Below are 19,502 nucleotides of genomic sequence, written 5' to 3' on the forward strand. Positions count from 1 at the left end.
CGGCACCGCCTCGGCACCCGCTCCGGGCTGGCGTTCGCCGTCAGCGCAGCCGCGGATCGGATCGTCCCGTCCGTGTCGGTGGTCCTCAGTAGGCTTGCCGCATGTTCACTCCCGACCCTGCCCAGTCGCGCGCGCTCGGCCTCGATCCCGAGCGTCACGCTCGGGTGCTCGGGGCGCCAGGCACCGGAAAGACCGCGGTGCTCGTGCGCGCGTACGCCGCCGCGTTCGATCTCCCGGGGTGGGAAGAGGAAGACGTGCTGGGCATCGGGGCGAATCGGCTGGTCGCGAGCGCGCTCAGAGCGGAGGTCGAGCGAGCGGTTGATCGCGCGATCGGGGGAACTCCGGTGCGCACGCCGGCCTCGCTCGCCTTTGCGCTCCTGGGGCGCTGCCGGGCGCTCGCGGGGGCGGAGGCCTGGCGGCTGCTCACTGGAACGGCAGAGGACGAGGCGATCGCCTCGGTGCTGGAGCGCGGAGCGGCCGCGGGAGCCGAGGTCCAGGGGATCGAGCCGGAGGTGCTGGCAACGCCCCTGTTGCGCGGAGAGCTGCGTGAGCTCAGGAGAATTCTCGACGACTTCGGCCTCGACGCCTCGTCGTTCGGCGCGGAGCTCGCCGCGGTGCGGGGCGAGAGGGAGTCCGCGCCAGAGGAAACGCTGGTGCAGCGCTGGCGTGATGGCCTGAGCATTCTCGCCGCGGTTGACGAGGTGCTCGCGGAGCAGCGGCCCTCCGAGTTGAGCTCGAGCGCGCTGCTGCGCGCCGCGGCGGAGGCCGTGCGGGCGGAGGGCGGCACCGGGGCCGGTGCGCTGCTCCGGATTCCCCGGCTGATCCTCGTGGACGATGCGCAGGAGCTCGGCGAGGGGGAGGTCGCCCTGCTCGCGGCGTGCGCCGGCGCTGGCAGCCGGATCTGGGCGTTCGGAGACCCCGACCTCTCGACGGCGGCATTCCACGGCGAACGCACGCTCATCATGGCCCGGCTCACTGACGAGCTGCGGCGAAAGGGCGCTCCGGAGACGCCGGGGGACGGGGCCGAGCAGCTCGTCGTACTGGAGACGGTCCACCGTCATGGAACAGCGCTCCGCGGGCTGGTCCAGGGTCTCACCGGCAGGATCGGCGCTGCGGGCGCCGGGGCACAGCGGCGCGCCGAGAGCGCGCCCTCCGGGCCCGGCGGCGCCGTGGAGTTCGCCGTCGCCGCATCGGCCGCCGAACAGCTCGGAATCATCGCGCACCGTTTCCGTGCGCGTCACCTCGGGCTCGGCGGGTCGGACCGCGTGCGCTGGGAAGACATGGCCGTCATCTGCCGCAGCCGCGCCGAGGCGGCACGGATCGCGCGCCAGCTGGCGCTGCACCAGGTTCCCACGGGGATCGCAGCTGGCGGGGTCGTGCTGAGGGAGCATCGCCTCGTGCACGAGCTCGTCGCCCTGCTGCGTCACGCCCTCGGGCTTGAACCGCTCACCCCCGACCACGTGCTCGGTCTCGTGGGCGGCGTGGTCGGGGGACTGGACCCGGTCGCGGTGCGCCGCCTCAGGGGCGCGCTGCTGCTGCAGGAGCGCCGGGCGGCGCGCGCAGAGGGCAGGGAAGCCGCCTCGATCGAGGCGGTCGTGGCCGAGGCCTTCGCCTTCCCCGGCGTCGAGGCGATCGTCGACAGCCGGGGCGGGCGCGTGCTGCGCAGGCTCGGCCTCGTCGCCGCGGCGGGGGCGTCCGTCAACGCCGCGGGCGGGACCCCGCGCGAGGTGCTCTGGGCGCTCTGGGACGCCACGAAGCTCGCGGCTGGGTGGCAGGAGGACGCCCTCTCCGGACGTGGAGCCCGCGCGGACGAGGCACATCGCTCGCTCGATGCGGTGCTCGCGCTGTTCTTCGCCCTCCAACGGCACGAGGAGCAGGACAGCGAACAGCCGATCGCCGAGCTGCTCGACGAACTGCTCGCCAGCACGGTCCCCGAGGACACGCTCGCGCGCCGCGCCGCTGGTGACGCCGTGACGATCACCACGCCGCAGGGTGCGATTGGCCGCGAATTCGACGTCGTCGCCATCGTCGGGCTACAGGACGGCGGCTGGCCGAACCTCCGCACGCGCGGTTCCCTCCTCGGGACGGCGGCCCTCGAGCGGCTGCTGCAGGGCGGCGAGGCGCTGCCGCCGAGTCGGAAAGACACGATGCACGACGAGCTGCGGCTCCTCGCGCAGAGCGCCTCCCGCGCGAAGCGCGAACTCCTCGTCGTGGCCATCGCCGACGACGACGAGCAGCCGAGCCCGTTCTTCCGCTTCGGCTCGGCACACCGCGTCGACGGGCTGCCGAGTTCGCGGCTCACGCTCCGTGGGGCGACGGCGCGGGCGCGGCGCGAACTCGCGCTCGATCCCCAGCGCGACGAGGCGCTCGCCGCGCTCGTCGCGCTCACGCGCGAGGGCGTCGCTGGCGCGCATCCCGACGAGTGGTACGGCGTGCTTCCGCCCAGTACGAGCGCGCCGCTCATCGATCTTGACGGGGATCCGGAAGCGGTGGTTCCGGTCTCGCCATCGCAGCTCGAGCGGGCCGAGGAATGCCCGCTCAACTGGGCAATCGGAGCGCTCGGCGGTGGCGGTGGCGGGGTGCAGGCCAGCCTGGGAACCCTCGTGCACCACGCGATGGAAACGGTGTCGGATCCCGATCCTGAACAGCTGTTCGCAGTCGTCCGGGAGGAGTGGCGGAAGCTGCCGTTCGATGCGGAGTGGGAGTCCGAGCGCGCGCTCGCGCTCGCGCGCGCCATGACGGAGGGCGTCGCCGCCTATCTCGCCGAGTTCCAGGCGTCCGATCGGCAACTCGTCGGACGGGAGGCCGGCTTCCGGGTGCCGATCGAGCGCGCGCTGCTCCGCGGGATCGCGGATCGGCTCGAGCGGCGCGAATCGGCGGACGGCCGCGCGGAGGTGACGGTGCTCGACCTGAAGACGGGCGGGAACGCGCCGAGCGCGCCCGCGACCCAGGAGAACGCGCAGCTGCAGGCGTATCAGCTGGGCGTCATGCTCGGCGCTTTCGCCCCGGAGCCGCCGTCCGACGGCGACATCCCGGTTCCCGGCCCGGCGCCCGTGGGCGATCAGGTGCCGGTGCCCGATCCGGCGCCGGTGCCCGATCCGGCAGAGCCGGGAGCACCGGCGCTCACCGGCGAGGAGACGACGGGCGGGGCCCGCCTGCTCTACGTGCACCCGAAAGCGCGCGGCAAGAATGCCTTCGTCGAGCGCGTGCAGGCACCCCTGACCGAGGAGATGCGCGAGGCCTTCGCCGGGCGCGTCGCCGCGGTTGCGCGGGTCATGGCCGCCGGCACCTTCGACGCGCGCGTCCAGCACCACTGCAGCGACCCGCACGCGCCGGGCGAGTGCAGCCTCCACATCATCCCGGCGGTGAGCCGCGCATGAGACCGAACGACGCCCCTGAACCGACGGGAACCAGAGCAATGACCGACGCGAGCCGAACCACCCCGCAGTCAGCGGAGACGCTCGCGCCCGTGTTCTCGGCCGCCCGCATCGCGGAACTCCTTGCAGTGCCGCCGAAACCCACGATCACTCCCACCTCCGAGCAGCGTGGCGTGATCGAGCACCCGCTATCGGGCAGCACGCTCGTCGTCGCGGGCGCCGGCAGCGGAAAAACCGAGACCATGGCGAATCGGGTCGTCTGGCTCGTGGCGAACGGGCTCGTCGCCCCGGATCACGTCCTGGGCCTCACCTTCACCCGGAAGGCCGCGGGCGAGCTCCGAGAGCGCATCACGGGTCGCCTGCTCACCTTCGTCGAGCGGCTCGCCGACGCCGCCTCGCTCGGAAAGCTGAGCGAAGCGGAGCTGATCCGGGCGAACGAACTCGAGGCCTTGCTGGGCGACGGCCTCGACCTGCCCGAGGTGAGCACGTACAACGCCTTCGCCGCCGGGGTGCTCCAGGAGTTTGGCGCCGCGGCCGGGCTGGCGCCGGGTGCCGCGATTATCGACGAGGCCACGGCCTGGCGCATCGCGCGCGAGGTGATGGTCGGGAGCACGGATCCCGCGCTCGTCACGAGCGAACTATCGATCCCCGCGCTCACCGAGAAGGTCATCGAAATGGATCACGCCGTTTCCGACCACCTCAGCTCGCTCGAGCGCGTCGACGCGATCGTCGCCGAGTTCGCCCGCGTCACGAGCCTGCCCTACGACCGGAAAGAGCGCGATCGCGGCGGCGAACCCAGCGGCAAGGTCTACGCGCCGGTGCGCGACGCGGTCGCAGCGCTCTCGGAGAACCCCCTGATCACGCGCCTCGCACGCGAGTACGCTGCCGAGAAACAGCGCAGGGGGGTGCTCGAGTTCTCGGACCAGCTCGCGCTCGCCACGCTGGCCCTGGAACGCTCCGCTGACGCCGTGGCCGTGCTGCGCGCTCGGCACCGCGCGGTGCTCCTCGACGAGGTACAGGACACCTCGGTGGGGCAGACCCGCTTTCTGTCTCGGATCTTCGCGGGCGGATCCGTCATGGCCGTGGGGGACCCCCACCAGTCGATCTACGGCTGGCGCGGGGCCTCGGCGGCCGGGCTCAGCTCCTTCCACCGCGATTTCCGCGGACGGCGCGGCTCCGCGGGCAGCGATGCGGAGGCGCGGCAAGCCGCGCCCTCCGTGGGCGAGGGCGGTTCGACGCTCACGCTCTCCACCAGCTGGCGCAACCCGGAATCGGTGCTCGCGGCCGCGAACGTGATCGCGGTTCCCCTCGCCGCCGAATCACCGATCGCGGTGCCCGAACTGGGGCCGCGCCCGGGAGCCGGTGCCGGCTCAGTCGACTGGCGGTACCCGGAGACCATCCACGAGGAGCGCATCGCCGTCGCCGAGTGGATGCGGGATGCGCGCGAAAGCCACCTCGCGGCGACGGGGGAGCAGGCCACCGCCGCGGTGATCTTCCGCAATCGTCGGCACATGGCTGCGTTCGCCTCGGCGCTCGCGGACGTCGGGGTCCCCGCGCGGATCGTCGGCGTCGGCGGGCTCCTCACGACGCCGGAGGTCACCGACATCGTGAGTACGCTGCGGTGCCTCTGGTACGCGGACGCGGGGAGCGCGCTCATCCGCGTGCTCGCGGGCCCGAGATTCCGGATCGGTGCAGCTGACCTTGCCGGCCTGAACCGCGCCAGGCGCTGGTTCGCTGAGCGGGACACGGCCATGCAGCCGCTGACCCCCGAGGATCGTGCCGCTGACGCGGTGCTTCCCGATCCCGATCGCGAGGTCACGCTCGTCGACGCGCTGGATCGGATCGCCCAGCTGCGCGATCTCGACCACGGCGCGCTCCGCGAGATCAGCCCGGTCGGACGCGAGCGACTCCGTGAGGCTGGGCGCCTCCTCGCGGCCCTGCGTCAGCTCGTCGGCGGTGAGATCACCGAGCTGATCTCGGCGGTGGTGCAGGCGCTTCGTATCGACATCGAGCTCGACGCGAACGAGCGCTCCCCGCTCGCCGGAACCTCGAACGCGCACGCGAACGTTGACCGCTTCCTTGAACTCGTCGAGGGTCAGCTCGCCATCGACGAGCGGGGCACGCTCGCGTCGATCCTGGAGTGGATCGAACGCTCAACGGAGGGTGACCAGGTCGCCGAGCACGTCCCGGAGCCCGTGCCTGGAACGGTCCAGCTCATCACGGCGCACGGATCGAAGGGGCTCGAGTGGGATCTCGTCGCCGTGCCGCGACTCGTCACCGGGGAGTTCCCGTCCACGCCCAAGGAGGGCGGTGGATGGCTCCGCACCGGGCAATTGCCGGATGAACTGCGCGGCGACGCCGCCGCGAGGCCGCGGCTGGACTGGCGGATCGCCGACACCCAGCAGGAACTCAAAGAGCGCATCGCGGAGTACCGCGCAGCGCTGAAGGAGCGATTCGCCGAGGAGGAGCGTCGTCTTGCCTACGTCGCGGTGACCAGGGCAGCGGATCGCCTCCTGCTTACGGGGTCGTTCTGGGGAGGACAAACGCGTCAGCGCACCCCGTCTCCCTACCTCACGGAACTCGCGGAACGGGGCCTCATCAGCGGTCTTCCCGAGGCCTCCGAGTTCGAATCCGATCCGAGCGCGCTGGAGGAGGAGCGTCTCGTGTGGCCGCTCGATCCGCTCGGTACCCGCGCCGCAGCGGTCGAAGCGGCGGCCGAGCGCCTCCGCGCAGCGCTGGAGGAGCAGGCGGACACCCCTGGGCCGTCCGAGAGTCTCCCGGCCGACGTGGACGAGAGCATCGCCCTGCTCATCGCCGAGCGCCGCGCCGCGCTCGCACCGAGCCGCGGGGACGAGGAGGTCGCGCTGCCGGAGCGCATCACCGCTTCGACCTTCCACGAGTTCGTCGATGATCCGGAGCGCGCGGAGCGGAACCGCCTGCGCCCCATCCCGCAGCGCCCCTACCGCCGCACCCGCGTGGGCAATCGCTTCCACGAGTGGGTTGAGCGGCGCGCCACCACGGCGGCCGGCCGTGCCCTCCCGCTCGCGGGGCTCGACGAGCTCGACCGGAGTCCGGAGCTCGACACGGAAGCGGAACTGCAGCCGCTCATCGAGGTCTTCGAGCGGTCGCGGTGGGCCGGGCTCGCGCCGATCGCGGTCGAGCAGGAGGTGACCCTGCCGTTCGCCGGGCGCACCCTCGTGTGCAAGCTCGACGCCGTCTACCGCGTCGAGGGAACGGACCGGCTCGAGGTCGTCGACTGGAAGGCCGGGCGTTCGCCACGGACGGACGCGGAGCGGGAGAGTCGCTTCTTCCAGCTCGACCTCTACCGGCACGCCTACGCGGCCTGGGCCGGCATCGATCCCGAGCGCATCGACGTCACCCTCTTCTACGTCGCGGAGGGCGTCGAACTCAGCGGGAACACCTCGAGGACGCTCGCGGAACTCGAGCGGATCTGGATCGAGGCAGCCGGAGGAATGCGCGAATCGGCCGCGGGGAGCGGGCCCGATCGCGGCACGCGGACCGAATCGCGCTAGTCCCGGGGCAGGTCCTTCGGGTCGATCGGCTCGGTGAGGTGCTCATCCTCGTTCCGCTCGCCCGCTGGCTCCTCCTCGGCCGCTGCATCGGCTGCCGCGTCAGGCGACTCCGCCCCGTCCGCCTCGCCGACGCCCGCCGCGGAGGGGCCGGCGGTGAGCTCAGCCTCCCGCTTCCCCGCGTGCGCACCCGCGCCCGCGCCGCGGTCGTCCTCGGGAAGCGGCTCGATGAAGTCGGTGTCCATGCCGAACATGCGATCCTCGTCGAGCGCCTCGTACGCGGCCGTCTCCGAGAGCAGGTCGTTGACCTCCGGGGTTTCGTCGAGCAACGCGGACACCTCGTCCTCGTCGAGCGGCACCCGGGCGTCCTGCGCACCCAGCGTGTCGCCCAGGATGCCGGGCCGGCCGACGAGCCGATCGAGCATGCTCACGGCGTCATCGACGACCGACTGATCGTGCGACTCGGTGCCGTGGAGGAGCCAGCGCGCCACCTCGAGCTCGTAGTAGAGCGCCGCACGCGTGCGCAGCGAGGAGATCGAGCCGACGTTCCTGGCGCGCGAGTACCGGGCGAGGACCGATTCGAGGACCTCGGTTCCGGCGGTGAGGAGCCAGGCGAGATCGGAGGCCGGATCGCCGACGGACAGTTCGGACCACCCGATCACCCCGACGATCTGCCCATCGTCGACGCGGAGCTGCTCGGCATCGAGGGAGCCGTGCACCATGGTCGGCTCGAAGTCCCACAGTTCAGCGGTCTCGACCACCCTGGTCCACCTGCGCAACACCGTCTCGGGGACGAGCCGGGTCGCCTCGGCGCGGTCGATGATGCGAGTCGCTGCGAGCCGGAGATCCTGCGCCGTGCGCTGCGGCAGACCGCCCTCGCTCGCCACGGTGTGCGGGAGCGTGTGGATCGCAGCGAGCATTTCCGCGATCGGCTCGATGAGCAGGGCATCCTCGGTCAGATCAGCCGTTTCGAACAGCTCGCCGGGGAGCAGGGTCGTGACGACGGCGCGGGTATCCCCGGCGCGGGTCATGCCCAGCGCGGCCGGAACGCGGAACGGGAGGCGGCTCCGCGGACCCGCGGTCAGCGCTGCGAGGCCCAGCAGCTCGGCCGACTGGAGGACCTCCGCGGGCTGGGAACGCGGCACCCGCACGAGGAGCTCACCGTCATCCCCGACGATCACGGCCGCGACGAAGCTATCGTCGTCGTGAGCGCGAACTCCGAACACCGAGAGCCCGGGAACCGCCGAGGTCGCGAGCGCGGCTAGAGTGAAGGGAATGCTGGCCATGAACACAGGGTATGCACGCAATGGGCGGTCGGAGCCGCGCCACGCGCACCACCGCTCACCTCGCCGCGTCTCACGCGTCGGCAGAGCCGTTCCCACCCCTGATGAGCATCTCGCGGAGGACCTGTGACCGAGAGCAATCGCCCGCCGCTCGGACGAGGCGCACTCGACCGAGACGCCGCAACACGAGCTGATCAGGAGCTTCTGAGCGCCGCCTGGTGCGATCCTCGCGCGCGGCTCCTTCGAATCAGAGGCGTCGAGGTCCCCGTCGTCGCGCGAGCGGACGGCGACGACGCGGGGGTGCGGCTCGCGCTCGTCCCGACCGAGGGCGACTACGTGGCCGCCCGCGACGGCGGCGCAGCCGGCCACCTGTATCTCGGTCGCATCGCGGGCGCCCCGGTGTTCGGGGAGGCCGTCCGCGCGGCCGGAGCCGACGGCGACGGCGACGAGCGGGCGTCCGCCGACCCGGTTTCCGGAGGGACCTGGCGCCACCCGTTCGAGATCGGCGACGCGCTCGAGGACACCGAACGCGAGCTCATCGCGGTCCTTTCCGCGCTCGCGGCCTGGCACGCCTCGGCTCCGCGCTCGTCGCGTGACGGCAGCGCCACCGACGTGATCCTCGGCGGGTGGGCGCGGAGGGACGCGCGGGGCGCTGAGCTGTTCCCGCGCACGGATCCGGCGGTCATCGTGGTTATCGAGCACCGGGACCGCATTCTTCTCGGGTCCAACGCCCTGTGGGAGGCTGGCCGTTTCTCCCTGCTGGCCGGGTTCGTCGAGGCGGGAGAGTCGCTGGAACAGGCCGTTTCCCGCGAGGTCTTCGAGGAATCCGGAATGCGACTCGACGAGATCCGGTACGTCGCCTCGCAGCCGTGGCCGTTCCCGCGCTCCCTCATGCTGGGTTTCACCGCGAAGCTCGCGGACGATCAGGATCCGGACGCGCTCGTCGCCGATCCGGAGGAGATTTCCGAACTTCGCTGGTTCACCCGCGACGAGCTGCGGAACCCGGTCGAGGGCCTTATCCTCCCGATGCCGCTGTCGATCGCGCGCTGGCTGATCGATCGCTGGATCGACGCGGGTGACGTGCATGCGGACTGAGGCGGAGGACGTGCTGTCCGGGCTCGATCCGGAGCAGCGCGAGATCGCGGAGAGCCTCCGCGGCCCCGTGGCCGTCCTCGCGGGCGCCGGAACGGGGAAAACCCGGGCGATCACGCATCGCATCGCGTACGGCGTCAGAACCGGTGTGTACGCTCCCGAGCGCGTGCTCGCCGTGACCTTCACGCGCAAGGCTGCGGGGGAGCTGCAGGGGCGGTTGCGCGGCCTCGGCGCCGACGGCGTCCGCGCCAGGACCTTCCACGGCGCGGCGCTCGCCCAGCTGTCGCACTTCTGGCCCATGGTGGTCGGCGGTGCCGCGCCCCAGATGCTGCCGGGCAAGGTCGCGGTGCTGTCGCAGGCGGTCGAGTCCCTCGGGATCCGCCTCGGCGGCGAGGCGCTGCGGGACGTCGCGGCCGAGATCGAGTGGCGCAAGACCTCGATGCTCGGGATCGACGCGTACGCGGAGGTGCTGGAGCACCGGGCGATCCCGAGCGGGCTCACTCCCGAGCAGCTCGTCGAGCTGCATCGCTCGTACGCGAGCATTCTGGAGGAGCGCAGGCAGATCGATTTCGAGGACGTCCTCGTCCTGCTCACCGGGATGCTGGAGGCGGAGCCGAGCGCGGCGATGCAGGTGCGGGAGCAGTACCGCTTCTTCACGGTGGACGAGTTCCAGGACGTTTCGCCGCTGCAGCACGCCCTGCTGGGCGTCTGGCTCGGCGACCGCGACGACGTCTGCGTCGTGGGTGACGCGAGCCAGACCATCTACTCCTTCGCCGGGGCGTCGAGCTCCTACCTCCTGCGCTTCGGGTCGCAATACCCGCACGCGCGGGAGATCCGCCTCGAACGCAACTACCGCTCGGTCGAACCGGTCGTGCGGCTCGCCAATCGCCTCATGCGGGATCGGCCGGGGGCGCTGACGCTCACCGCGGTCCGCACGTCAGAGAAGGCGGCCACGACGGCGGCCGCCGCCCGCGACGCCGCGGCGCCCACCTTCGAGTGGTTCGCGACTGAGCACGACGAGGCCGTGGGCGTCGCGGCCTCGGTGGCCGACGCGATCGCCGGCGGCGTTCCCGCCTCGGAGATCGCGATCCTCTATCGCACGAACGCCCAGTCCGAGCGCTTCGAACGCGCGCTGCAGGAGCGCGGAGTGAGTACGCGGGTACACGGGGCGCAGCGATTCTTCGAGCGCGCCGACGTGCGTCAGGCGGTCATGCTCATTCGCGGTGAGGCAAAGGTCGCGGACGATCGGCCGCTGTTTCAGATTGTGAGCGACGTGCTCCGCGCCTCCGGGTGGAGCGCGAAGGCTCCGGAGGGGGCGGCGCAGCGCGAGAAGTGGGAGGCGCTCGGATCGATCCTCAGCCTCGTCGATGAAATGCCCGAAGGGACCGGGATCAGGGAGTTCGCCGAGGAACTCGTGGCGAGGCAGAAGACCCAGCACGAGCCGACGCTCGAGGCGGTGACCCTGAGCGCGATCCACGCGGCGAAGGGACTCGAGTGGGGCATGGTGCACGTGGTGGGTCTCACCGAGGGGCTGCTGCCGATCGCGCACGCCGTCGATGACGAGGCGATCGCCGAGGAGCGCCGCCTGTGCTACGTGGCGTTCACCCGCGCGCGGGATGTGCTCCGTCTCTCGGGTGCCGCCGGAGGAGCCCGCGGCGGCCGCGCTCCCTCGCGCTTCGTGGCCGAGGCCGGCATCATCGCGTAGGAACCAGGCGGGGGAGTCCGTCGGTCGCCGCTGGCCCGTCCGCGGGCCCGGGGCCTCCCGGCGTCGCGCCGCACCCGCACTCGGGGTGCGGCGCCGCGGTTTCCTCGCGGGGAGGCCCCTCGGGCCGATCGCCCGCCACCGGGAGCACCCGGATCGTGCGGTGGACGGACGGGTCGCCCGCGAGCCACAGCTCGATCGCGGCCTCGGCGAGCACGGCGACGATCCTGCTGATCCGCCCGCTCTCGCTCGCCGGGCGGGACCCGATGAGCTGCGCCGCGAGGACGGGAAGCGCCGGTTCGGCCTCGACGCGATGCAGGCAGAGGCACTGGTGGCAGGGGCGACCGGCCGCCCCGATGAGCGGCCCCACCGACACCTCTCGATCCGAGAATCTGACGAGGAGATGGGGAATCCCCGCCATGAGCCAGCGGTGGGCCCGGTCGGCGGGTTCGGCGTAGCGTTCGACCTGGATCACGAGCCCGGGTGGTCCGGAACTCGTGTTGTCCGGTGAGCCTCGGAGCGAGATCCGCTCGATGAGGCTCAGGGCTTCCCGCAGCGCCGGTGCACTCCGGCGCCCCTGTGCGAATCCGACGTCGAGCGGGGGAGAGGCTTCCGTCGCGCAGTGCTCCCGGCTGCGAATCGGTGCGAGCGCCGGCCCGAGCGCGGCGAGGAGCCCGCGGAGTGCGGCCTCTTCGGGACCAGCGGTCTCGAGGGTGCGGTCGAGCTGCGCCGCGCTCACGCCGGTTCGGAGTGCGGTGACCAGCCGGTGTGCCGCTGGTCCGGGCGCGCGCACGCGCGCCACGGCTCGGTCGAAGCCGATCCGGAGCGTGTCGAGGTCCTCCCAGCAGATCGGGAGGGCGGGATCGAGGCGGATGAAGTGTGTGGTCATTCCGGCAGTTTGGATCCCGCGATGGACGCTGTGGAGTTATCCACAGTCCGGGCCGGGGCTCTGCGCCGATGCGCTCATCTGAGCGACGCAATTCGCCCCGAGTGCAATGAAAACTCGGGGCGAACGCCGCGTGCATCGGGAGGCGGCTCGCGACGACCGGCGACCGCTCCCGACGAGACCTCTAGTCGCGCGACGGAGCGTCGGGGCCGGCCCCGTCAGCGCCGCCGGCCTCGCCGGTCTCGCCGACTCCGCCGTCCGACTCCGAACGACCGTCCTCGCCGCCGGCGTGCGGCGGGAGTTCGCCGTCGAGCAGCTGCGCGAGGGCGGCGTCGAAGTCGTCCACCTCGGACTCGGGCGCGGCGCCGGCGAGGCCGAGCCGCTCGAGCAGGCGGGCCGGGTGATCGAGCTCCTCAGAGGAGGGGAGCAGATCCGGGTGGGCCCACAGCCCGTCGCGCGTCGCGACATCGCTGCGATCCGCGACGAGGCGCCACAGCGCCGCGGCCTCGCGCAGCCGCCGCGGCCGAAGCTCCAGACCGGCAAGCGCGGCGAAAGCGTGCTCGGCCGGTCCGCCGGTCGCGCGGCGTCGGCGCACCATCTCGGCGATCGCTTCCGCGCCGGGGATCCGCTTCGCCGCGTCCGCGGTGACCACGTCGACCCAGCCCTCGATCAGCGCGAGCATCGTCTCGAGGCGCGCGTGCGCAGCTTCCTGGGCTTCCGTCTTCGGCGGGATCAGGGCCCCGTTCGAAATGAGCTCCTGGATCCCGCTGGGATCGGAGGGGTCGATCTCGCTCGCGAGGTCCTCGATCCGCGAGGTGTCGATGCTGATCCCGCGCGCGTAGTCCCCGATCGCGCTCAGCAGGTGCAGGCGCAGCCACTTCGTGTGGCGGAACAGGCGGGCGTGCGCGAGCTCGCGGACCGCGAGATAGAGGGTGACCGCCTCGGAATCCTGATCGAGGCCGTCCGCGAACGCCGAGACCCCTCCGGGGAGGAGCGCTCCGCCCTCGCGTCCCGGTCCCGCGAGCAGGGGAATCCCGATGTCGCCCGCGGAGACGACCTCGCCGGAGAGCTTGCCGACGATCGTTCCGAGCTGCACGGCGAACAGCGCGCCCCCCACGCTCCGGAGCATCGGGGTCGCGCCCGCGAGCGCGCTGCTGAGTTCCTCGGGCATCTGGGATTGCAGCGCGTCCATGAGCGCGCGCGACACCGACTCGGCCACGGGCTCCGCGAGACCGATCCAGGTGTCGACGCTCTGCTGGATCCACTCGATTCGCGTGAGCGTGCGCGGGGCGTCCGGCGTGGGTCCGAGCTCGGTGGCCTCATCGAGCCACAGGGCCGCGACGGGGAACGCCCGGTTCGCGGCGGCGGGATCCGCGTGCGAGTCGTCGCCGCTCGCCACCTCGATAGCCGTCTTCCGCGTAACAGACCAGTCGATGCCCTCGCTCGGGTTCTGCATCGCCCCCTGCAGCGTGCTGAAGAGCCCCTGAAGGGCTCTCGGATCGACCGGAATCCCGGCGGCCTTCGCGAACTGCTCCGGATCGATGCCGCCCTCGGGCATCTGCCCGCCCGAAAGCATCTCGCGGAGGATGCGCTGCAGCTCCTCGAAGTCCTCGCCCCGGCTGTTTTCGCCGGTGCCGTCGTCGTTCGCGCTCATCGGTGCTCCCTCGTCAACTGCTTGGGTTCAACGCTACGGCACGCGTTCAGTCCTGCGCTGCTAGATTTGCCGACGCATGGCGTTTTCGGTTGCGCCCACTGCGAACAGGGGAAGCGGGCCACCTCCGCGACACCAGCAGCGTACGGCGCGAACGGAGGAGCGATCCGGTGGATTTCGGTGAGGGAATGGACGATCTGGCCCGCGAGCAGCGCTCGTCACGGTGGCTGATCAGGATCGCGATCGCGGCGGTCATCGTGCTGCTCGCCGCGGTGATCCCCTCGCCCTACTCGATCGAACGGCCCGGGCCCGTGGTCGACACGCTCGGATCGGTCGAGATCAAGGGGAAGGAGGCCCCCGTCGTGAAGATCGACGATGCGAAGACCTACCCCACGAGCGGCAAGCTGAATCTGCTGACGGTGTCGATCATGGGGACGCCGGATAAGCCAGCGAGCTGGCTGTCGCTCGTTCCCGCGCTGCTGGATCCCTCGCAGCGGATCGCTCCGCGTGACGAGTTCTTCCCGCGGGGAGTCACCACGGAGGATCGCACGAAGATGAACGCGGTCGAGATGGACTCGTCGCAGACCGCAGCCGCCGCAGCCGCCTTTCACGAGCTGAAAGAGCCGGTCGGCACGCAGTTCCTGGTCTCACAGCTCGCGTCCGACGGACCCGCAGCGGGCAAGCTCGAGGAGGGGGACGAACTGCGCACGGTGAACGGGCAGCGGATCGCCGACTTCGAGGCGTTCCAGAAAACGGTCGCGGCAACCCCTGCGGACACGGCGCTCTCGATCGGGATCGTGCGCGACGGAGCCGCGCGCACGGTCGAGATCACGCCGACCCGCGTCGCGGGCGCGGAAACGCCCATGATCGGGATCGCTGTGGCGCTCAAGATCGAGCTTCCCGAGGACGTGCATTTCTCGCTCGAGAACATCGGGGGGCCGAGCGCCGGCCTGACCTTCGCGCTCGCGATCTACGACAAGCTCACTCCCGGTGAAATGCTCGAGGGGAAGACTGTCAGCGGGACCGGCACGATGAGCCCGACGGGAAAGGTCGGCGCGATTGGGGGACTCGAGCAGAAGATGTGGGCCGCCTCGCGCGCTGGTACCGATTTGTTCCTGATGCCGGTGGGGAATTGCGCGGACGTTCCGAGTTCGATTCCCGGCGGGATGGAGGTCGTTCCGGTGGACACGCTCGGCGAGGCGATTGCCGCGATCGACCAGAAGAACTCGGGGGGAACCCCTCGCGGGCTGGAGCGCTGCTCGGGCTGAGCTGCGCCGATCTGTCCGCTCGCAGCGGACGGGGCCGGTTTCCTGTCAGGGGCCGTCGATAGGATGGGGACCGACCGCCGCCCGGCACGCCGCCGTGCATGAAGGACAGGAAAGAAGCCGACGTGACCGACCAGAACGCGCCAGCGCAGGCCGCCCGTCAGCGACGAATCTCACCGCTCGCGATCACCGTCATCCTGGTGGTCGTGCTGATCCTCGGATTCCTCGCCGTCGCCGCAGTGATGACGGAGGTGCTCTGGTTCAAACAGCTGGGCTTTCTGCCCGTCCTGACGACGCAGTGGATCGCCGCCGGTTCGATGTTCCTCATCGGCTTCTTCGGCATGGCGATCCCGCTGTTCATCTCGATCGAGGTCGCCTATCGCAAGCGCCCGGTCTACGCACGGCTGACGGCGCAGCTCGATCGCTACCAGGAGCTCTTCGAACCGATCAGGCGCCTGATCAAGTGGGGTCTTCCCGCGATGGTCGGGATCTTCGCCGGGTTCAGCACTGCCACGCAGTGGCAGGCGGTGCTGCTCTGGCTGAACGGTGCTGACTCGGGGAAGAAGGACGCCGAGTTCGGCCTGGACGTGTCGTTCTACCTGTTCGACCTCCCCGTGCTGCAGGGCATCGTCGGCTTCGCCTCGGCGGCCACCCTCATCGCCCTGATCGCCGGCGTCGCCACGAGCTACCTCTACGGCGGCATCTCCTTCTCCGGCCGCGACTTCCGGATCTCGAAGTCCACCCGCATCCAGGCTGCCATCCTCGCGACGCTGTACCTGCTGCTGCAGGGCGTGAGCCTCTGGCTTGATCAGTACCGCTCAGTCACGACCGTCGGCGGTGTCCGTACCGGTGCGATGTTCCAGGACGTGCACGCGGTGATCCCCGGCAAGCAGATCCTCGCCGGAATCGCGATCATCGTGGCGCTGCTCTTCCTGGTCACGGCCTTCACCGGCAAGTGGCGGCTGCCCGTCATCGGAACGGCGCTCTTCCTGGTGTCCTCGATCGTGATCGGCGTTGCCTACCCGTGGGGCGTCCAGCAGTTCCAGGTGAAGCCCGACGAGAAGAGCCGCGAAGCGGAGTACATCGGGCGCAATATCGAGGCGACTCGGGCGGCCTACGGCATCGACAAGGTGCAGGTGGAGCGCTATAACGCCAAGACCGATGCCGAGTCCGGCGCGCTGCGCAACGACGCGGTCACCGCGGCGAACATCCGCATCATCGACCCCGAGGTCGTCTCGCCGACCTTCGCGCAGCTCGAGCAGATCCGGAACTACTACAAGTTCCCGCAGTCGCTGAACGTCGATCGCTACGAGATCGACGGCAAGGTCGAGGACACGGTCTCCGCGATCCGTGACATCGACGTGACGGACCAGAAGAGCTGGTACAACCGCACGCTGGTCTACACGCACGGCTACGGACTCGTCGCCGCTTTCGGGAATCAGCGGTCGTCGGGAGGTGAGCCGGTCTTCCTCGAGAACGGGATCCCCACCTCCGGGAAGCTCGGCGAATTCGAGCCCCGCGTGTACTTCGGCATGAACTCGCCCAAGTACTCGATCGTCGGCGGAAAGCGCGACAAGAGCATCGAGCTCGATTTCCCCGCTGACGCAGAGAGCACCGCCGAGGCATCGGCCCAGGGCGCCGCGCCGGCAGACCCGAGCGCGGCAGGTGCGGAGAACAAGCCCGACGCTCCCGTCTCGGAAGAGGACACCGCGACGAAGCAGAACATGACCACGTTCAAGGGCAACGGCGGGCCCGAGCTCACGAACATCTTCACGAAGCTCATCTACGCGTTGAAGTTCCAGGACATGGAGATCCTGCTCTCCGGCGCTGTCGTGGACGGCTCGCAGATCATCTACGAGCGCAATCCGATCGACCGCGTGCAGCGCGTCGCGCCGTACCTCACGATTGACAAGTCCCCGTACGCATCCGTCGTCGACGGTCGCGTCGTGTGGATCATCGACGGGTACACGACCTCGGCCGACTACCCCTACTCGCAGCGAACGAACATGAACGAGCTGCTCGTCGACGCTGACAATGAGCAGCAGGACCCCATGCCGAAGCCGGTCAACTACATCCGCAACTCGGTGAAGGCGACGGTCGACGCCTACGACGGCTCGGTGAAGCTGTACGCGTGGGACACCGAGGATCCGATCCTCAAGTCCTGGGGAAAGATCTTCCCCGGAACGCTGAACAGTGTGAAGGACATGAGCGGCGACCTCATGAGCCACGTTCGCTACCCGACCGACATGTTCAAGGTGCAGCGCTCCCTGCTCGGCGAATACCACGTCACCGACCCCGACGCCTTCTACTCGGCCGAGGACAAGTGGCGCACGCCGAACGATCCGGTTTCGAGTGTCGGGAAGACCGCGCAGAAGCTCGCCCAGCCGCCGTACTATCTGACCCTCGCGGCGGGGGCGAACGCGAAGCCCAACTACTCGATCTACTCGACGTACATCCCCGCGGGTGAGGGCGAGTCGTCCCGAGACATCCTCACGGGATACCTCGCTGCGAACTCGAACGCGGGATCCACGGACGGCAAGATCGCGGAGGACTACGGCACGCTCAAACTCCTGAACCTGCCAAAGGGCGATCCGATCCCCGGTCCCGGCCAGGTGCAGAACAGCTTCACCACGGACTCCGAGGTCTCGAAGCTGCTGAACATCCTCCGCCAGGGCGAGAGCAAGGTCATCAGTGGCAACCTGCTCACCCTGCCGGTCGGCGGCGGCCTGCTCTACGTGCAGCCCGTTTACGTGAAGGCCTCGTCGGGCACGAGCTTCCCGATCCTGCAGAAGGTGCTCGTCTCCTTCGGCGACAAGATCGCGTTCGAGGACACCCTCGATGCCGCGCTCGACTCGCTGTTCGGGGGCAACTCCGGAGCGAACGCGGGGGACACGGGAACCACTCCGACCACGGCCACGGGTTCGGGGGAGACCCCCAAGCCCGGTGCGGGCGCCGGAACCACGAAGCCGGGCGGCGGAAAGCAGACCCCGGAGCTCGCGAAGGCGCTCACCGACATGCAGGACGCGCTTCAGGCCAGGGACAAGGCGATGAAGGACGGCGACTGGACCGCCTACGGCGCGGCCGACGAGAAGCTGCGCAAGGCGCTCGAGGCGGCCGTCGCAGCGGAATAGGCCTCGACGCGAACAGGGATGGGCCCCGGTGGAAAATCCACCGGGGCCCATCCCTGTTCGCGTCCCCTCGTGGGGAGGGAGCGCGTGACTACTTCTGCTCCTCGATCTTCACGGTGTAGCTGGCGTTCGCGGCCGTCACGCGCACGTAGTAGTCGCCCGCGGACTTGCGGAGGATCGTTTCCCCTGCTCCGGCCTCGGTGACCATCACGTCGGGGATGCCCCCGTCCTTCATGAGGTCCTTGCCCTCGTCCATGACGTAGATGGCGGCGACAATGGTGCCCATCCCCGCAGTGTCGGTGAAGTCGTAGCTCACGCGGACCTTGCCGCCGGACAGGGCGATGGTGTCGGTCTGCTGATCGGCGCTCCCGGTGATCGTCGCGACCTCGGTCCACGTGCCGGGTGCTGCCGGGGCGTCCGTGGTCGAGTCCTGGCCCGGCGTCGACTCATCGCCGGAATCGTCGGTCGCGGGAGCATCGGGCGTCACCTGTTCGGTGCTCTGGGAGGCTTCCCGGTCGAGCTCCTCGAGCGCCTGCGTCGTGGCATTCGAGAGCCCCCCGAGGAAGGCAAGAGAAGCGAGGAAGATCCCGATCGACGCGAGGATCGCCAGGCCGCCGGTAATGATGCCGGTGAGCGACATGCCCCGCGACTGGGACTTCTTGATGGCGACGATTCCGAGGATCACCGCGGTGACGCCCCCGGCGAATCCGAGGAGGAGGACTCCGCAGAGCACGAGGCTCGCGATGCCGACGATCATCGACGAGAGGGCGAGGCCCCGGTTCTGATTCGGCGCGGGCGGAGGCCCGGGGTATCCGGCCGCCGGGTACCCCGGGTTCGGCGCCGTGGGCGGAGGGTAGGCCGCGGGCGGCGCGAACTGCCCCGGCGCCGCAGGCGGCTGCGGCGGGGGAGGCGTGTTGCCCGAGCCTGGGGGAGGCGTGGGGAAATTGGGATCAGACACGGTGAGCACTCCTTGGGTTTCAGGACTCCGACATTTCGGGATTCTGGGAGAATCCTGAAAAGTTTAACAGTGACTAAGGTTTGCCTGTGGAGCGGAAGTGCCGGGGCGTCCCGGTGTGGCAGTTCGAGATCGGAGAGTGAAGCGGCAAGCGGTCCTTGCCCAGCTCCGGTGCCGTGTGCCGAGCGCATCAGGGATGGGGCACCCCCTCGCCCGGCGGCTGCTCGAAGGCGGGGTGCCGATCGTCGTCCACAGGAAGCGCAGAAGCACTGGTCGAAAGTGATCACATCGCTGCTGCGGGGCGAGGTTGCCGGTGTGTACCGGCGCGAAGTGATGCGGGTACTCTTGCGGGTGCTTCGGCACCTTTCGGTGAAAAGCCAACAGCCCCTGATCAAGATGACTCCTGATCAGGGGCTGTTTTTCGTTGCGGGGGCAGGATTTGAACCTACGACCTCCGGGTTATGAGCCCGGCGAGCTACCGAACTGCTCCACCCCGCGGCACAAGAATTAACTTTAGCACGGACCGCGCCGCGACGCGAATCGCGCCGCCCGCGCCCTGTGGACGGGCGTGTCGCGCGGCCGCCGCGCGGTGGCACCATCGTCCGACATCGCACTCCTCGTTCCGTCGAGCCA

The 19,502-nt window shown here is 70.3% G+C and carries 10 protein-coding genes and 1 tRNA gene; 6 read left to right on the forward strand and 5 right to left on the reverse strand.

The genetic code is table 11. From position 1 onward, the window contains the following. Nucleotides 1–101 precede the first annotated feature (101 nt). Together JD292_RS02760 and JD292_RS02765 are read left to right on the forward strand one after the other, a co-directional pair. The gene (locus JD292_RS02760; RefSeq protein WP_200131201.1) at nucleotides 102–3,380 is read left to right on the forward strand and encodes a PD-(D/E)XK nuclease family protein; all 3,279 of its coding nucleotides are present in this window, start codon (nucleotides 102–104) and stop codon (nucleotides 3,378–3,380) included. Between the two features lie 38 nt (nucleotides 3,381–3,418). Beyond that, complete coding sequence (locus tag JD292_RS02765) at nucleotides 3,419–6,910, forward strand: ATP-dependent DNA helicase (RefSeq protein WP_200131202.1); 3,492 nt, start codon at nucleotides 3,419–3,421, stop codon at nucleotides 6,908–6,910. Here the strand turns inward: JD292_RS02765 and JD292_RS02770 are convergent. Beyond that, nucleotides 6,907–8,193 carry a phosphotransferase gene (locus JD292_RS02770; RefSeq protein WP_200131203.1) on the reverse strand — a complete coding sequence of 429 codons (1,287 nt, stop codon included), beginning with the start codon at nucleotides 8,191–8,193 and terminating at the stop codon, nucleotides 6,907–6,909. The two genes, JD292_RS02765 and JD292_RS02770, sit on opposite strands and share 4 nt — an antisense overlap. A 123-nt stretch (nucleotides 8,194–8,316) precedes the next feature. Here JD292_RS02770 and nudC point away from each other — a divergent pair, with 123 nt between their 5' ends. Both nudC and JD292_RS02780 read left to right on the forward strand, forming a co-directional pair. Further along, nucleotides 8,317–9,285, forward strand: a complete 969-nt coding sequence (nudC, locus tag JD292_RS02775) for an NAD(+) diphosphatase (RefSeq protein ID WP_200131204.1) — start codon at nucleotides 8,317–8,319, stop codon at nucleotides 9,283–9,285. Continuing rightward, nucleotides 9,275–10,987: an ATP-dependent helicase gene (locus tag JD292_RS02780; RefSeq protein ID WP_200131205.1), complete on the forward strand. Its 1,713-nt coding sequence runs from the start codon at nucleotides 9,275–9,277 to the stop codon at nucleotides 10,985–10,987. The genes nudC and JD292_RS02780 overlap by 11 nt, the downstream gene beginning before the upstream one ends. Here the strand turns inward: JD292_RS02780 and JD292_RS02785 are convergent. Beyond that, nucleotides 10,977–11,873, reverse strand: a complete 897-nt coding sequence (locus JD292_RS02785) for a hypothetical protein (RefSeq protein WP_200131206.1) — start codon at nucleotides 11,871–11,873, stop codon at nucleotides 10,977–10,979. The two genes, JD292_RS02780 and JD292_RS02785, sit on opposite strands and share 11 nt — an antisense overlap. Before the next feature lie 181 nt (nucleotides 11,874–12,054). Beyond that, the gene (locus JD292_RS02790; protein ID WP_200131207.1) at nucleotides 12,055–13,524 is read right to left on the reverse strand and encodes a zinc-dependent metalloprotease; all 1,470 of its coding nucleotides are present in this window, start codon (nucleotides 13,522–13,524) and stop codon (nucleotides 12,055–12,057) included. A gap of 167 nt (nucleotides 13,525–13,691) precedes the next feature. On the opposite strand from JD292_RS02790, the gene JD292_RS02795 reads away from it, so the two are divergent. After that, nucleotides 13,692–14,789: a YlbL family protein gene (locus JD292_RS02795; RefSeq protein ID WP_369411116.1), complete on the forward strand. Its 1,098-nt coding sequence runs from the start codon at nucleotides 13,692–13,694 to the stop codon at nucleotides 14,787–14,789. 122 nt (nucleotides 14,790–14,911) lie between these two features. Further along, the gene (locus JD292_RS02800; RefSeq protein ID WP_369411117.1) at nucleotides 14,912–17,917 is read left to right on the forward strand and encodes a UPF0182 family membrane protein; all 3,006 of its coding nucleotides are present in this window, start codon (nucleotides 14,912–14,914) and stop codon (nucleotides 17,915–17,917) included. Nucleotides 17,918–18,005: 88 nt separating this feature from the next. Here the strand turns inward: JD292_RS02800 and JD292_RS02805 are convergent, their stop codons facing one another. Both JD292_RS02805 and JD292_RS02810 read right to left on the reverse strand, forming a co-directional pair. Beyond that, on the reverse strand, nucleotides 18,006–18,872 hold the full coding sequence (locus tag JD292_RS02805) for a DUF4190 domain-containing protein (protein ID WP_200131209.1): 867 nt from the start codon (nucleotides 18,870–18,872) through the stop codon (nucleotides 18,006–18,008). 421 nt (nucleotides 18,873–19,293) lie between these two features. Beyond that, nucleotides 19,294–19,367 (reverse strand) — tRNA-Met (locus JD292_RS02810). Nucleotides 19,368–19,502 lie beyond the last annotated feature (135 nt).

Source organism: Leucobacter edaphi (assembly GCF_016522535.1).
Taxonomy (GTDB): domain Bacteria; phylum Actinomycetota; class Actinomycetes; order Actinomycetales; family Microbacteriaceae; genus Leucobacter; species Leucobacter edaphi.